This window comes from Bacillus sp. HNG (assembly GCF_003400205.1).
Lineage (GTDB): Bacteria > Bacillota > Bacilli > Bacillales > Bacillaceae_L > Ferdinandcohnia.
In genome coordinates, this window is record NZ_QUQV01000006.1 from 184709 (window position 1) to 201031 (window position 16323).

Consider the following 16323-nt stretch of genomic DNA (forward strand, 5'->3'; position numbering starts at 1 on the left):
CTGTCCCATTACATGAGCGCCAATGTGATTTTGACTTTGAAAAGGTCGCCGTCTGTTTCGATTTCGAGATTTCCGTGGTGGAGGTCGACGATGGATTGGGCGATGGCGAGACCCAGACCAGAACCGTCCGTGTGTCGTGAGGTGTCACCACGTTTAAAACGTTCGAAAAGCTCGTCGCTATTTTCACTAAGTTCATATTTTGATACATTCTTAAACGTAATGATAGCTTGTTCTGCAATTCTGTCTGTTGAAATATAAACACGTGAATGTTCAAGTGAATATTTAAAGATGTTTCCTAGTAAGTTATCAAATACACGCCACATTTTTTGTCCATCCACAAGTGCGTAGAGTGGTTTCTCACTGTTTGTCACACGGAATTGTAGGTTGGATGTGTTTATCGTATCATCATGTTCAGCTAGTGCTTGTTGTAAAAGTTGAACGAGATCAACCTTTTCCAAGTTTAATTCAATATTTCCACTAGCCATTTTTGACACTTCGAATAAATCATCAATAAGCACCTTTAAGCGTTTTGACTTACGGTCAATGATTTCTAGATAGGCGGCGCGGTCATCATCCGTTAGATTCTGAGTTTTCATTAATTCCGTATACGTAATAATCGATGTTAACGGGGTTCGGAGGTCATGACTTACATTCGTAATGAGTTCCGTCTTTAACCGTTCGCTTTTTGCTTGTTCATTTTGAGATGTTTTTACGCCATGCTTTAACAGATTAATATTACCTGCTAGTGTTTCAAACACGGATTTCCCATTGACAGGTAGGTCCTCTCCTAATTTTCCGGCGGCTAGTTCATTTGTCTTCTCGACAATTTTATTAAAATATCCCACCTTTTTTATTAGGGTTATGAGAAGTGGAATTCCTACAACCCCAAGAAACAGCATATAAAAAAGGATAAAAACGGGGTTTAAAAAAATGAAAACAACTCCAAAACCTAAACTAAAGACAACGACGAGTACGACAAAAAACTGTGTTCCAGTACTTTGATTTAAAAATGCGTCCTTAAGGCTTTGCTTTCCTTTTTTCAAAAGGACGATAATCTCTTTTTTTGCTTTGCTGACAAGGCCATTTTCCCATTCAGTTTTTACGTTTTGCCAATCCTTTAATTCTGTAAAAAGGTATTTTCCTTGCACGTAAGTCAGACCTACAAAACATGAACCTAGTATGAGTACGATCCCGGGTTCAATTGAACGATAAAGATTAAGAGTGTCAAGAATAAAATAGAACTCGTTTACTACATAAAATAGACAGAAAATCGAGATTAAGCCTGAAAGAATAAAAAAGATTACACGTGAATCAATGGGGAGCTTATTGTAATAAGGTCTCCATTTTTCGATTTCAGTTCGGACGGCTTGCACCTTTTTACCGAGAATATAGCAAATAAGGAACGATAGGATGCTTGCTATTGCAGTCACGAGTAAAATCAATTGACTTCGTTTATAGGTGTCAAATTGAATCATCAATGGGTTTGAGGCAGAAAGTGTTACTGGTACTGCAATATTACCTTCAAGGATTCCAATATCAGAAGGAATAATCGACTCGAGCAATTCGAAATCATGATAGGGACTAAAATGAATAAAATGCTCCCTCGTAATGGGGTAATCCTTAAGAAAATAGGTATTTTCCTCACTCATAGCGGTTTCAATGGAATCATCATTTGTTCGTTTAATATTGGTATAAACTTTTCCTGTTGTAGGATTAGTAAAATAATAGATGAACTTCTTTTTATATGTTTCATATTGCGATTTGTAACCTTCTCTTGCTTTGTAAAATTCCTCAATGCTTTTTTCTTTTTCCTTTATAATCTTGTTTTTTACATAGTCATCGCTTTTGAAATTCTTTGTAATGTCTTCAATCTTTTGATCGCGTTCAGCTATGTATGTATCAGCTATGTCTTGGTAGTTCGCGTTCAAGGCATCTTGAATTCGTCCTTCGTATTGTAAGTTAATGTTCTCAATTTGTTCGGGAAGGTCGCCATAGCGATAGCGGTGCTCGTTGATTTCTTCTTCCGTCACGATTATTGATTCTTTGGCTTCCTCTACGGTCATATCATAAAGCTCATACATGCTAACATAACCGGCGAACTGACCTAGTTCATCTTGAAAGTATGGAGTGTGAAAATAATCTTGGTAGATATAATCATTGCCATTTGCGATTACGGACAAGAGACCACATAGACCAAATGTATACAATAGAGCTATCAAACCAATTGTCATTTTACCTTTCCATTTTGTAGCCAATGCCCCATACCACCTTTAAATATCTAGGATTTTTTGCGTCAATTTCAATTTTTTCACGGATTTTCCGGATGTGAACTGCTACCGTATTTTCCGCGTTATAGCTTGGTTCTTTCCATACCCGTTCATAGATTTCAGTGATTGAGAACACTCGACCAGCGTTGGTCATAAGCAATTCAACGATTTTATATTCGATTGGGGTGAGTTTCACAGGCTCGCCGTGAACCGCTACTTCTTTTGCATTCTTGTCGAGTGTCAAACCATTAAGGTCAATCACTTTGTTGGCACCTTCATACGTACCAAACGTGACATATCGTCTCAACTGTGATTTTACACGTGCGACTAGCTCCATAGGGTTGAACGGCTTTGTAACATAATCATCAGCGCCAACCTGGAGTCCTAAAATCTTATCCGTATCTTCACTTTTTGCACTTAAAATGATAATGGGAATATTTTGGGTCTCCCGGATTTTAAAAGTTGCCGAAATCCCATCCAGTTTAGGCATCATCACGTCTAAAATAATCAGATGAACCTGGTTTTCATGTAATATCTCCAATGCCTCGACTCCATCTTTTGCCTTCAACACGGTGATTCCTTCATTTTTTAAGTAAATCTCAATCGCATCCCGAATCTCTTTTTCATCATCAACAACTAGCACAAAATAATGATCCATTGTTCACCCAACCTTCTAATCCGCTTTCATTGGTTCTATCATAACCGGTAAATCTTAACATTCCATATCAAAAAGTCTTAAGAATTTCTTAACATTATTTAAACCTAAATGAACTCTTTGTTTATTCATCATTTTATACTACAAAACTAGGGGATTGTAGAAAAGTATTTTAATAGTAGAGGTTCAATGAGGATTCAAATGTAAAAAAATAGGCCCAAATTGAATTGGGCTCTTTGATACAAGGTTATATTATAGTTCTCGCTGAATGGCTCCAGGTACTTTTTCCAACCATTCCTTTTTAATGAGGAATTTCGTAACCTTTTCTGAAAATGCGCCAGCTTTGGCGATTTGTGCAATATAGGCTGCAAGTAAATCATGCTTCATAACCGATCCAAGTGAATATCCGTAAAGGGATAATAGACTTCCAAACAACCCAGCCATGTGGGAAACAATGATTCGGTCAGAGAAAACTCTTTTCTTAGAATCCGTTACTTCTGCAGAATAAACAGGTGGGGTTGGTAAGTGCTCTTCCTGCAATAAGTCAGTTAAGGCATGACTTTGTTTTTTAACAACCGTGACTCCATTCGAAAGAAGTTCAAGCGTTTCTACTGAATCCGTGGTTTGAGCAAAACCTGTAAAGAGAGTTTCCGTGATGTTGAGTAGGTCAATGATTGAATATAAATTGGCAATTTCCATACTGTTCATCGGGCGGGTACTTCCAAACCAGCCATTCAGATAACTGCTTCTATGGATATGCTCTGGCGACGTTGGTGTAGGTAAATGTGGTGTTCGCCAATATATACCTTTGGATAGAAGGAGATCAACCACTCTTTCATATAGCCCAATGGTAGACTGTAAACATTCCATATTATATTTACGGACATCAGCCCTTGTGGATAAAGAGAGTGCTTTTGAATGAAATTCAAGGCCGAGCCTAGTAGCCTTATGTAGATAAATTAACAAGAAGCGATCAGAAAATAAAGAAGGTGAGTTTTTATCAATGTCCGATTTAGAAAAACCCACTGGGATTGGATAGCCTGCGTTACTAAGAATCTCATTTCGAGTTCGAAGCATTTTAATCGTGTTCTCAAGAGCATACTCATATAGATTTTTAATTTCTCCATCTTTCGAATGTTCCTGAAATATGGTTAAGTACCACATTGACATTTCATTAATCGAGTAACCAGTCCAAAGATAGCCTAGCTCTGAAGCGGTTAAGGGTATTGACTTTGGGTCACTCATTAGGACATCATCCCTTTTTTTATTTTTATATATGGGCGAAGTAAATAGCTTGCTACTCTTATCGGATTAATTGTTTTTGTAAGAAATAAAGTTTCACCCCAGTATCCTTGTAGGGACCGAATCATTCGGTCTAGTCCTTCATTGGACAAATGCTCCATTGTTCGTCTTAACACAAGTGCATCTTCGTAGCTTTGACGAAGCGGTTCCATTAATTTATGATAATCACCCAACCCGCATAAATCATAGGCAGCATATACTCCACTTACTATCGATGCATACTGACCAAATCCCATAAAAGGCATCATCGTACCAAAATTATTCCCAACGTAGAAGGTATTGCCTATCCGGGGAGAATGACAGATTCCCATTAGATAATGAGTAATTTGAAACTGATCTGTAATGGGTAATTCCTGTTTGAGATATGAGCGAACCTTATGGTAAAACACTTCCCAAAGCTGATCGATGTTCACATCGTTATTTTCAGGTAAATCCGGAATGGCTATCGAAATGCATGCTTCTTTTTCTGAGTATGGGATAAGGAAGCAATACCCATAGGGAGACATGTCATAATCCATCCAAGCCATGACTGTATAACGATCAAAAGAACCTTCAACAGTTGCGCCTTTTATAGACACAGATAAATCTATTCTGAAATTTTTAGTCTCCTTTGCATAAGCGCCATCTCCAGTTGCTATGACCACATGGGTATATTCACTAAGCAATTCTTCATATGTTTTCTTTGAGTTGAAATGAATCGGTGATTTCGTTTGTTGCCTTAATTGAAATTCAAATGAATCCTCATCTCTGCCACGTATATTTGTAAACCCAAGATGCCCTTCGATGACTGCCTTTTCACTTTTTGAGAAAAGCTCCATTTTCTGAATGCTTGATGTTGGTTTAAGGTAAATTCCATAATCATCTGACAAGGAGGCTATGCAATCCTGGACTGGTCGAGTAAAGATGTCTAGTAAGACTTCTCCATTAACAAATCTGTCTCCCACTTTGCTTCTATTTTCAAAAATGGTTGGAGCTATCCCGTTCTTTTCAAGGGTAATGGCACACGCTAAACCTGAAAGTCCAGCCCCCATAATAGCAATTTCCATTTAAAAAAACTTCCTCCCAAAATGGCTACAGTACGAGCATTCCCATACATGAAATAATAAATGTATCCATAATTTCCAAATAACTGGATAATGTTTTTGGTTGGTAAAGATTACAGTAAAAACGATGGGTTCGAAAAGTGGTTTCAGGCTTCAACGTTTTTTTAGAAAAGCCTCTGTTTTTAAAAAAAGTTAGTTGTTTCACTATACAAAGTCAACGCGATATGATTATAATAATGGTATAAGTATCATAAAAGTTATTGGAGGCTGTTATGATGAAAAACACAAAACCTAATGAACCAATCGTTACACATATCTTTACGGCAGATCCATCAGCGCATGTTTTTGAAGGCAAGCTTTATATTTATCCTTCTCATGACCTTGAACACGATGAACCGTCCAATGACAATGGGGACCAATATAAAATGGAAGACTACCATGTTTTATCCATGGAGGATATAGACGGACCTGTTGTAGATCATGGGGAAGTGCTTCACGTAAAAGATGTGCCATGGGCAAGTAAACAAATGTGGGCACCAGATGCTGCATATAAAAACGGCAAATATTATTTTTACTTCCCGGCACGCGATAAGGATGGCATTTTCCGAATTGGAGTTGCAACTGGTGCTAGTCCTGCAGGACCTTTTACACCTGAGAAAAGCTATATTCCAGGGAGCTTCAGTATCGATCCTGCTGTTTTTGTGGACGATGATAACCGGGCTTATATGTACTTTGGTGGACTGTGGGGCGGCCAGTTAGAAAAATGGCAGACTGGCACTTTTAAAGCAGAAGTTACTGAAGGACCAGCTTCAACAGAACCAGCTTTGGGACCAATCGTTGCTGAATTAACTGACGATATGCTTACTTTTAAAAATGATCCTAAGGAAATTAAAATCGTCGATAATAAGGGAAATCCAATCTTAGCAGGTGACGAGGACCGTCGATATTTTGAAGGACCATGGGTTCATAAATACAATGGACTTTACTATCTCTCATATTCAACTGGTTCCACTCATAAAATTGTATATGCTGTCAGCGAGAATCCGCAGGGACCATTTGTATTTAAAGGTACAATTTTGACACCTGTTATCGGTTGGACTACTCACCATTCAATCGTCGAATTTAAAGACAAATGGTATCTTTTTTATCACGATTGTTCCTTATCAAATGGGGTTAACCATAAGCGTAGTGTTAAATTCACAGAGCTAAAATACAATGAAGATGGAACGATCCAAACGATTGATCCGTATGGTGATAAATAAGAGAGAAGGAATCGGCAGGTTCAGCCTGTCGATTTTTTTTGTAAAAAAGCCCTGCTTATAATGGGAAGCAGGGGGAAGAGGCAGGCAAATCTACTCCTAGTCTATACTTTGATAAAGTTATCAACCACAAATGCTGAGACACCAAGGGATGTAGAGTATTTTTCAAGCTTTGAAAAGTTGAGCAACAGGTTATTTTGGTGGAATGAGAGTGTGTGTTTTTCAACTGTATTCCGTATCGGTGCTTCAATCCATTCTTTTGCTAGTGCTAGTCGGTTTCCGATGATGACCTGCTCTGGATTAAATGTATTAATGATATTATTAATACCAAATCCTAGATAGTTGCCAATCGTTTCAAATAGCTCTTTTGCTTTTTTATCGCCGTTTTTTGCTAATTGGATGAGCTCATCCAATGATTCAACTCTTGAGTCAGCCATTTCTAGTAGAGCCTGTTCTGATGCATATGCTTCCCAACAGCCACGGCTTCCACAATTACAGCGTTTCCCGTTCATATCAATAATCATATGGCCCATTTCACCAGAAAATCCATTCTTACCCTTGTAAAGTTCTTTGTTGACAATGATTCCTACACCGATTCCAATACCTGCGCTAATATAAAGGATATTGTCTTGGTCCTGTCCGGCACCAAATTGCTGTTCACCAACAGCTCCGGCATTTGCTTCGTTTTCAATGATAACAGGAACATTGTAAAGTTTTTCGAGATCTTCTTTAAACTGGATATTGCTCCAACCAAGGTTTGGCGCAAGAAGGATGGCACCCTCATTGTTCACGATTCCCGGTACACCAACCCCGATTCCAACAATACCATATCTGCTTTTAGGCATTTCGGCTATTAACGACTGGATCATACCTTGGACAACACTCATGATTGTTGCATATGAGGTGCGAGTTACAGTTTGATTTTTTTCAATTAGTATATTGCCTTTTAAATCGGTGAGGACAGATAGCACATAATTTACACCGATATCAACCCCGATTGCATACCCCGCATCCTTATTAAAATGGAGAATGACAGGACGGCGTCCGCCACTTGAAACCCCAGGACCCGATTCGAAAATCAAATCTTCCTCTAATAATTCAGTTACTAATGTTGAAACAGTGGTTTTATTTAAGCCTGAAACTTGAGCGATGTCTGCTCGTGAAATCGGCTCTTTTTCGATAATTAGTTGCAAAACAAGTGCTTTATTATTTTTTTTCACAACCTGTTGATTCCATGTCATCGTTCCCAATTTTAAAACTCCTTATTTGGTATTTTTTCAATTGTATCACAAAACTTAGTATGATGAATATACAAACGGTAGACTTATTGTAATTAAGAGTATCAGGTGAAAATTCCCTTTATTGAAGAAAGCAAAGTAAAAACTTTACCCGTACTTAGTTTATCATATAGACAAACTAAAAACACGGTGCTATAATTGGGGTGTAAAAAGCTTATAGATTATAAGTTTTAGATATTGTTTTGAAAGCATTTACATGAATAAAAACTATAAAAAACTAGGAGGAACACCCCATGGCTTATTTTGAATCAGTGAACAAAATTCAATATGAAGGACCAAAATCAACAAATCCTTTTGCATTTAAATATTACAATCCAGAAGAAAAAATCAATGGTCAGACAATGGAGGAACTTCTTCGTTTCTCAGTAGCGTATTGGCACACATTTACTGCAAATGGCTCAGACCCATTTGGAGTCGGAACTGCAATCCGTCCATGGGATCACTTAAAAGGATTAGACTTAGCAAAGGCCCGCGTTGAAGCGTCATTTGAGCTTTTTGAGAAATTAGATGTTCCATTCTTTGCGTTCCATGATGTAGATATTTCACCAGAAGGAAGCACATTGAAGGAAACAAATGAAAATCTTGATGTCATTGTAGCGATGATTAAAGATTACATGAAAACTAGCAAGGTTAAATTACTTTGGAATACAGCAAACATGTTCACAAATCCACGTTATACACATGGTGCTGCAACTTCTCCTAATGCAGATGTGTTTGCCTACTCTGCAGCGAAAGTGAAAAAAGGTTTAGAAGTAGCAAAAGAACTTGGCGCAGAAAACTATGTGTTCTGGGGTGGACGTGAAGGCTACGAAACTTTATTAAATACAGATATGAAGCTTGAGATGGACAACTTAGCTCGTTTCTTCCACATGGCAGTTGACTATGCGAAGGAAATCGGCTTAAATGTACCGTTCTTAATCGAGCCTAAACCAAAAGAGCCAACAAAACATCAATATGATTTTGACGTAGCAACTGGTCTAGCATTCTTGCAAAAATATGACTTAACAGACTACTTCAAGTTTAATATTGAAGCAAACCACGCAACACTTGCTGGCCATACATTTGAACATGAGTTAAGAACAGCACGTATCAACGGTATGCTTGGTTCAGTTGACGCAAACCAAGGGGATACATTACTTGGATGGGATACGGATGAATTCCCAACAGACCTTTACACGAACACATTAGCCATGTATGAAATTTTGAAAAATGGTGGACTTGGTAAGGGTGGTTTAAACTTCGATGCGAAGGTAAGAAGAGGTTCATTCGATACTGACGACCTATTCCACGCGCATATCGCAGGTATGGATGCATTTGCAATCGGATTAAAAGTGGCGAATAAATTAATTGAGGATAAAGTTCTTGATAGCTTTGTTGAAGAGCGCTATAGCAGTTATACTAAGGGTATCGGCTTAGATATCGTTGAAGGAAAAACAAACTTCCGTGAGCTTGAGGCATATGCACTTGGATTAACAGAAATCAAAAATACATCTGGCAGAACAGAACGCTTAAAAGGATTAATAAATCAATATCTATTAGAGACTCTTTAATTCATAGACTTAAAAATGTGCTGGATGTATGTTGCTCCAGCACATTTTCATAGAAAAGGATGATTCGTATGAAATATGTAATCGGTGTGGACCTCGGAACAAGTGCGGTTAAGATATTACTTGTGAATCAAGATGGAGAAGTGGCAGGCGAGGTATCGAAGTCATATCCTCTTATTATTGAAAAATCTGGTTATAGTGAACAAAATCCAGAAGAGTGGGTCGAAAAAACAACAGCCGGTCTTAAGGAACTTGTTGAACAATTTGATGGAGATATCAAGGATATTGAGGGTATCAGTTTTTCCGGACAGATGCACGGACTTGTTCTACTGGATGAAGAAAACCAAGTATTGCGAAATGCTATTCTTTGGAATGATACAAGAACAACCAAGCAATGTAAGGAAATCTATGACACTTTCGGCAAAGAAAGATTATTAGAGGTAACAAAGAATCCAGCCCTAGAAGGGTTTACGCTACCGAAAATTCTGTGGGTAAAAGAGAATGAACCAGAAATTTTTGAACGTTCTAGCGTGTTCGTGCTCCCTAAGGATTATTTACGCTACCGAATTACGGGTGCCGTAAATATGGAGTATTCTGATGCAGCTGGAACATTGATGTTGAACGTGTCAAAACGCGAATGGAGTCGGGAAGTGTTAGAGACCTTTGGTCTTTCAACTGAATACTGTCCTCCATTAGTGGAATCACATGCATTTGTAGGTACGATTACAACTGAATTTGCCGAGGCAACTGGTCTTTCTAGTGAAACAAAGGTCTTTGCTGGCGGAGCGGATAATGCTTGTGGTGCGATTGGTTCAGGGATTTTATCAGAAGGAAAAACGCTTTGCAGCATTGGAACATCTGGTGTTGTGCTATCTTATGAAGAACGTAATGACCTTGATTTTAAAGGAAAGGTTCACTATTTTAACCATGGGGAAGAAAATACGTATTATACGATGGGTGTGACACTTGCCGCGGGTTATAGCTTAAGCTGGTTCAAGGATACTTTTGCAAAAGAAGAAGCCTTTGATCAATTTTTAGAAGGTATCGATGAAGTGCCAGCTGGTAGCAATGGATTAATATTCACTCCTTACATCGTTGGCGAGCGGACTCCACATGCAGATTCAACTATTCGTGGCAGTTTCATAGGCATTGATGCAGCCCATGAACGAAAGCACTTTGCACGGGCAGTCCTTGAAGGTATCACATTTTCGTTAAATGACTCGATCGAGATATTTAGAAACAGTGGTAAAACGATTGATACAATTATTTCAATCGGTGGCGGTGCGAAAAATGAAACTTGGTTACAAATGCAGGCTGATATTTTTAATGCGAAAATAGAAAAATTAACATCTGAACAAGGTCCTGGAATGGGGGCTGCCATGCTTGCTGCATTTGGCTGTTGCTGGTTCGCCACATTAAAAGAGTGTGCCGATGTATTCTTACAAACCTCCAAAACATATGAACCAATTCCAGAAAATGTGGAGACATATCAGAAGGTATTTGCAATCTATCAACAGGTCTATGCACAAACTAAGGCGATGAATGAGCAATTGAGAGAGTTTCGAAAATAAAATGAACCCCACAGCACTGTGGGGTTTCTTTGAAGGAGAGATAACTGTGAACTATCGTAAACTAGGGAACACTGGGTTAGAGATTAGTGAAGTTAGCTTTGGAACATGGGCAATTGGAGGCGCGTGGGGAAAGACAAATGATGAAGAAGCGTTGAAATCTTTGGAATATGCAATTGACCAAGGGGTTAACTTTTTTGACACGGCAGACGTATATGGCGACGGTCATAGTGAAGAACTGTTAGCCAAAGCAACAAAGGGCAAAGAAGATCGTATACATATCGCGACAAAATTCTGTCGTCAAGGAGATATTTTTGACCCGAAAAATTATAGCTACGAACAAGTAAATCGTTACTGCGAAGATAGCCTTCGTAGATTGAACCGAGAGGCAATCGATTTGTATCAAATTCATTGTCCGGCGACCGAAATTTTAAGGGATGGCAGTGTATTTGAAGTTCTTGATCGCTTGCAAAGTGAAGGGAAAATCCGTCACTATGGGGTAAGTGTGGAGACTGTTGAGGAAGGGTTAATTTGCCTGGAAAATCCAAACGTGAAGAGCCTGCAGATTATTTTTAATATGTTCCGCCAAAAGCCGTTGGAAGCTCTAATCCCAGAGGCTTATAAAAAAGGTGTTGGCCTACTTGTCAGATTGCCACTTGCAAGCGGTTTACTTACTGGTAAATATACAGCAAATCATGTTTTTGAAGAAGATGATCACCGTCGCTTCAACGAAAATGGCGAGGCATTCAATGTAGGTGAAACGTTTGCTGGTCTCGGTTTTAAAAAGGGTGTGGAACTTGCTGAACAATTAACCTGGATTGCAGAAGGAAGAAATTCAATGGCAAGTGCAGCCCTTCGGTGGATTTTAGACCACGAAGAGATTACATGTATTATTCCTGGATTCAAAAATGTTAAACAGGTTCAAGACAATTTAACTACATTGGAAACAAAACCTTTTTCATTTGAAGAAAAGGGAAAGATTCAGCGCTTTTACCATGAAAATGTAAAAGATTATATCAGAGGTGCCTATTAAGAGAATGAGCTTGGTCTCATTCTTTTTTTGGAGGAAGCCGAATGAAAATGTTTCAGGGACTCTCAATCTCAAAAAAGGTAGTCGCATTTACTTTCGATGATGGCCCACATCCCATTTACACACCGCAAATCCTTGACATATTTAAATCGGTTGGCGGGAGTGCAACCTTTTTTATGGTTGGTGAAGAAATGGAGAACCATCCTGAACTGGTTAAAAGAGTTGCTAATGAAGGTCACGAAATTGGAAATCATACTTACTCACACCCATTTTTGTCAAAGGTAAATAATGAGGAATGTTTGGGCGAGATTGAGCGGAATGAGATAGTAATAGAGGAATTGGTTGGTCAAAAGCCAGTCCTCTTTCGACCACCTTATTTTGATTATAATGATGAAGTTTGTAGGGTTCTTGATAAAAAAGGCTATTCAATGATTGGTGCTGTGAATTTGGATGCACGTGATTGGGAGCAGCCTGGTGTTGAACACATTTTTGAGGCATCACTAAAATGTGTAAAAAAGGGGAGTATCCTAATCTTTCATGACGGATATGGAAATCGCATTCAAACAGTTGAAGCGGTTCGAATGCTAGTTCAGAGGATGAAGGATCAAGGCTACCACTTCGTTACAGTAAGTGAGCTATTAAAGGATTTTAAAGAGTAATTATGATAAAATTTTTTTAAGAAAACATGTGTGTGTGGAATGATGGTGGAGGGGATTTGATGAGCAAGACGGCAAATCGGGCCTATGCTGCTTCATTATGGATATCAAAATTTGCATATATCAACATACTTTGGCTTGGATTCTCATTGGTCGGTCTCATTGTCTTAGGATTCTTTCCGGCAACAATGGCGATGTTTGCGGTCATTCGCAAATGGTTAATGGGCGAGACTGATATTCCTGTTTTTCATACCTTTTGGAGTATATATAAAGTGGAATTTTTGAAAAGTAATGGACTTGGATTGATTATTGTAATAGTAGGCGGTCTAATCATCCTCGATTTAGTGTTTGTGAAGAATTTTAGTGTGATTCAAATCCCTATTTATTTGTTTATGTTTTTAGCCGTGTTGACTCTGCTCTATATTTTTCCGGTATTCGTCCACTATGAGCTTAAGATAGTACATATTATTAAAAACGCATTTTTGCTGATGCTAATTAATCCGCTTGAGAATCTTGTGATGATTGTGAGCCTTGTGACAGTGTTTTTTGTGGTGAAATACATTCCCGGCTTAGGTTTTTTCTTTGGGGGTAGTTTAGCCGGAGCGATTATCATGGCAGTGTGCTACCGGGCTTTCAAAAAGATGGAGAAGAAGCAGGGGAAGAAGGAATAGGACTTAAAAAGTGAGTTCTCCCTAAGCTTAGCCTTCACTAATAACTCTCTTTATCGAAACGATTATTAAAAAGAATAAAGATAATAATAAAATCCATTTTACACTATTTGTAAAATGGATTTTTTCTGTTTTTATGAATAAGTTATCAATATTAATTTTAGTTATTTAGCTGTTTTTTTACAGCATAGAAGGTTGCTTCCTATGATATTCTCTATATTTCTTAGGTGAATTTTTTGTAATCCTTTTGAAATTACGGTTGAACGACCTGAGATTATTGTAACCGCATTTACTGGATATCTCGGTAATGGACTGCTCGCTGTTTTTTAATAGATAACAAGCCTGGGTAATTCGATAATGATTTAGATATTCTGTAAAGGGTAGATTGGTCATTTGAACAAATAGCTTGGATAAATAGGGATAATCATATTTTAGATGTTTTGCGATCACTTTCAGGGTACACTCTTCACTATAATTCTTATCTACATAAAGTAGAATTTTATGTAACACTTTTGTTTTTGGTGAGTACTCAACAGGGATAAATTCGGTGTTATCCACTAAAATACCACAAACATTATAAAGGAAACTTTTTTGACGATAAATAGAATCCAGCTTAGTTAGAATAGCTTTTAGGTGAATGATATTATTCTGTGGAACGTATCCTTTATAATTCATAAAAAAGTCCCCGACCATTTCCGGTGAAAAGATTACGATGGAAATAGTAGAATGATTCATTGTTTTAAATTCATGCATCTGGTTATTAAAAACAAAGGCTGCATCATTTTTTTGTAGCAAATACTCCTTTTGATCAATCGTTACTACTAATTCTCCTTCATTTACAATGATTAGTTCATAAGCATGGTGAAAGTGGAGGGGAAAGGAAAAATTAGAGAGTGTAGCAGTGTGAAATAATTCATTTTCTTCTACTCCATGATGTTCAAAAAAAGCCACAAGCTACGCCCCCCTAAATCAAGTAGAGAAAAACACTAATATTGTCTTAAATTATACTATTTTTTGAATAGAAAGGTATAGCTTTTTCCAACTATAATGAACGTATATTATAGCTAAGGGAGGAAGAAGTATAATGGCTTTTGAATATCATGTAGCTAAAAATGGCTCGGATCACGCACAGGGAACAAAACAAGATCCATTCTTAACGATAAATAGGGCAGCTTCCGTTGCTGTAGCGGGTGATACGATTATTGTCCATGAAGGAGTGTATCGAGAATGGGTCAAACCGAAAAATGCAGGACTAAGTGAATATAGAAGAATTACATATCAAGCAGCCGAAGGTGAGAAGGTTGTTATTAAAGGTTCCGAACGGATACAAGAATGGGAACAAGTGGAAGGAACAGTATGGAAAGTCACATTACCAAACGAATTTTTCGGAGACTATAACCCGTATAAAGAAGAAATTTTTGGAGATTGGATTGTGTATAATCCTGGTAGACATTTAGGTGATGTTTATCTCAATGGCATGTCCTTTTATGAAGCTGAGAATCGCGAACAATTATACAACCCTGAAGTAAAAACGGAAGTGTTAGACCACTGGACGGAAACAATTGTACCAGTACTTCACCCAGAGCAAACAAAATACGTTTGGTATGCAACAGTCGATGAAAAGAATACAACCATCTACGCGAATTTTCACCAATCGAATCCAAATGAAGAATTGGTGGAAATTAATGTTCGAAAAGCTTGTTTTTACCCAGATCAAATTGGTATAGATTATATTACCGTACGTGGTTTTGAAATGTGTCAAGCGGCGACACCGTGGACTCCACCTACAGCTGACCAACCAGGATTAATTGGACCTCATTGGAGTAAAGGTTGGATTATTGAGAATAATATTATCCATGATTCAAAGTGTAGTGGGATTAGTATTGGGAAAGAGGCTTCGACAGGCAATAATTATCGTACGAAAAGGAAGGATAAGCCAGGTTACCAATACCAGCTTGAATCCGTTTTTCTTGCCAAACAGGCTGGAGGATGGAGCAAGGAAAAAATAGGTTCTCATATTATTAGAAACAATACAATCTATGATTGTGGTCAAAATGGTGTTGTAGGTCATCTTGGCTGTGTATTTAGCGAAATCTATCAAAATCATATTTATAATATAGGCATAAAGCGCGAGTTCTATGGACATGAAATTGGAGGCATCAAGTTACACGCAGCCATTGATGTGCAAATCCACAATAATCGGATTCATGACTGCTCTTTAGGCACTTGGTTAGATTGGCAGACACAAGGAACTAGAGTCAGTAGAAATCTGTACTACCGAAATAGTCGAGACTTATTTGTGGAAGTAAGTAGTGGTCCTTATATTGTCGATCACAACATATTAACAGCGGACTATGCTTTAGATAATCATGCTCAAGGTGGAGCCTATGTAAATAATTTAATTCGAGGTAAAATGGTTCACCGGAAAATGCTCGATCGTGCAACTCCATATCATGTTCCACATAGTACGGAGATAGCTGGATTTGCTGTTACTTATGGTGGTGATGACCGCTTTTTTAACAATATTTTCATCGGTGATGAGACTTTAGAAAATGTTGGTACGGCGCATTACAACGGATACACGACTTCCCTGGAGGAATACATTGAAACTGTACATCAACAAGATGGGGATCATCAAGCATTTAATGCAGTTGAGCAACCGGTTTATATTAATCATAATGCGTACCTTAAAGGTGCAGAATCCTTCGAAAGAGAAAAGGAGAAAATGGAAGCAATTTTTGATCCGAATGTGAAAATTACCGAAGAAGGAAATGAAGTATATCTTTCACTAGAACTCCCTGAAAATTTCGAGACATTCCTTGGAGAGATTCAATCTACGACTACGTTGGAAAGAGTCCGTATTGTAGACGCGGAATTTGAAAATTCCGATGGAAGCGAAGTCGTTCTTAGTACTGACTTTTTAGGAAACCAACGGGAAGAAAAGAGTGTAATAGGACCAATCGCATCATTAAAAGCAGGAAAAAATTATATAAAAGTTTGGGGATAATACAAAACTACCACAGTCCTCAA

Annotated in this window: 13 protein-coding genes; 7 read left to right on the forward strand and 6 right to left on the reverse strand. The window is 38.0% G+C overall.

Annotation, left to right across the window (positions count from 1 at the left end; genetic code table 11):
* Positions 1-8 precede the first annotated feature (8 nt).
* The 4 genes from DZB84_RS13065 to DZB84_RS13080 all read right to left on the reverse strand — a co-directional run bounded on the left by DZB84_RS13065 (position 9) and on the right by DZB84_RS13080 (position 5270).
* On the reverse strand, positions 9-2255 hold the full coding sequence (locus DZB84_RS13065; RefSeq protein ID WP_116352703.1) for a sensor histidine kinase: 2247 nt from the start codon (positions 2253-2255) through the stop codon (positions 9-11).
* A complete protein-coding gene (locus DZB84_RS13070; RefSeq protein ID WP_116352704.1) occupies positions 2233-2925 on the reverse strand; it encodes a response regulator transcription factor in 693 nt (230 codons plus the stop codon). The genes DZB84_RS13065 and DZB84_RS13070 overlap by 23 nt, the downstream gene beginning before the upstream one ends.
* A gap of 249 nt (positions 2926-3174) precedes the next feature.
* Entirely contained in the window at positions 3175-4167 is a 993-nt protein-coding gene (locus DZB84_RS13075) for a DUF3231 family protein (protein ID WP_116352705.1), read from the reverse strand.
* On the reverse strand, positions 4167-5270 hold the full coding sequence (locus tag DZB84_RS13080; RefSeq protein ID WP_116352706.1) for an NAD(P)/FAD-dependent oxidoreductase: 1104 nt from the start codon (positions 5268-5270) through the stop codon (positions 4167-4169). The genes DZB84_RS13075 and DZB84_RS13080 overlap by 1 nt, the downstream gene beginning before the upstream one ends.
* Positions 5271-5539: 269 nt before the next feature.
* Here DZB84_RS13080 and DZB84_RS13085 point away from each other — a divergent pair, with 269 nt between their 5' ends.
* Complete coding sequence (locus tag DZB84_RS13085) at positions 5540-6529, forward strand: glycoside hydrolase family 43 protein (protein WP_116352707.1); 990 nt, start codon at positions 5540-5542, stop codon at positions 6527-6529.
* Between the two features lie 101 nt (positions 6530-6630).
* Here the strand turns inward: DZB84_RS13085 and DZB84_RS13090 are convergent, their stop codons facing one another.
* Positions 6631-7776, reverse strand: a complete 1146-nt coding sequence (locus DZB84_RS13090; RefSeq protein WP_116352708.1) for an ROK family transcriptional regulator — start codon at positions 7774-7776, stop codon at positions 6631-6633.
* Positions 7777-8057: 281 nt separating this feature from the next.
* On the opposite strand from DZB84_RS13090, the gene xylA reads away from it, so the two are divergent.
* The 5 genes from xylA (at position 8058) to DZB84_RS13115 (ending at position 13296) form a co-directional block, all read left to right on the forward strand.
* Positions 8058-9374, forward strand: coding sequence for a xylose isomerase (gene xylA, locus DZB84_RS13095; protein ID WP_116352709.1), 1317 nt, complete (start codon positions 8058-8060; stop codon positions 9372-9374).
* Positions 9375-9442: 68 nt separating this feature from the next.
* Positions 9443-10942, forward strand: coding sequence for a xylulokinase (xylB, locus tag DZB84_RS13100; RefSeq protein WP_116352710.1), 1500 nt, complete (start codon positions 9443-9445; stop codon positions 10940-10942).
* 46 nt (positions 10943-10988) lie between these two features.
* On the forward strand, positions 10989-11972 hold the full coding sequence (locus tag DZB84_RS13105; RefSeq protein WP_116352711.1) for an aldo/keto reductase: 984 nt from the start codon (positions 10989-10991) through the stop codon (positions 11970-11972).
* A gap of 41 nt (positions 11973-12013) precedes the next feature.
* Positions 12014-12628 (forward strand): polysaccharide deacetylase family protein, encoded by a 615-nt coding sequence (locus DZB84_RS13110; protein WP_116352712.1) that lies wholly within the window; start codon positions 12014-12016, stop codon positions 12626-12628.
* Positions 12629-12687: 59 nt separating this feature from the next.
* Positions 12688-13296 carry a YesL family protein gene (locus tag DZB84_RS13115; RefSeq protein WP_116352713.1) on the forward strand — a complete coding sequence of 203 codons (609 nt, stop codon included), beginning with the start codon at positions 12688-12690 and terminating at the stop codon, positions 13294-13296.
* 177 nt (positions 13297-13473) lie between these two features.
* Here DZB84_RS13115 and DZB84_RS13120 read toward each other — a convergent pair whose 3' ends face one another.
* Positions 13474-14244, reverse strand: coding sequence for an AraC family transcriptional regulator (locus DZB84_RS13120; protein WP_116352714.1), 771 nt, complete (start codon positions 14242-14244; stop codon positions 13474-13476).
* 133 nt (positions 14245-14377) lie between these two features.
* Here DZB84_RS13120 and DZB84_RS13125 point away from each other — a divergent pair, with 133 nt between their 5' ends.
* Positions 14378-16300: a right-handed parallel beta-helix repeat-containing protein gene (locus tag DZB84_RS13125; protein ID WP_116352715.1), complete on the forward strand. Its 1923-nt coding sequence runs from the start codon at positions 14378-14380 to the stop codon at positions 16298-16300.
* Positions 16301-16323 lie beyond the last annotated feature (23 nt).

Coding starts and splice junctions, on each gene's coding strand:
- DZB84_RS13070 (WP_116352704.1), bottom strand. CDS start 2,925: ATGGATCATTATTTTGTGCTAGTTGTTGATGATGAAAAAGAGATTCGG.
- DZB84_RS13075 (WP_116352705.1), bottom strand. CDS start 4,167: ATGAGTGACCCAAAGTCAATACCCTTAACCGCTTCAGAGCTAGGCTAT.
- DZB84_RS13080 (WP_116352706.1), bottom strand. CDS start 5,270: ATGGAAATTGCTATTATGGGGGCTGGACTTTCAGGTTTAGCGTGTGCC.
- DZB84_RS13085 (WP_116352707.1), top strand. CDS start 5,540: ATGATGAAAAACACAAAACCTAATGAACCAATCGTTACACATATCTTT.
- xylA (WP_116352709.1), top strand. CDS start 8,058: ATGGCTTATTTTGAATCAGTGAACAAAATTCAATATGAAGGACCAAAA.
- xylB (WP_116352710.1), top strand. CDS start 9,443: ATGAAATATGTAATCGGTGTGGACCTCGGAACAAGTGCGGTTAAGATA.
- DZB84_RS13110 (WP_116352712.1), top strand. CDS start 12,014: ATGAAAATGTTTCAGGGACTCTCAATCTCAAAAAAGGTAGTCGCATTT.
- DZB84_RS13115 (WP_116352713.1), top strand. CDS start 12,688: ATGAGCAAGACGGCAAATCGGGCCTATGCTGCTTCATTATGGATATCA.
- DZB84_RS13125 (WP_116352715.1), top strand. CDS start 14,378: ATGGCTTTTGAATATCATGTAGCTAAAAATGGCTCGGATCACGCACAG.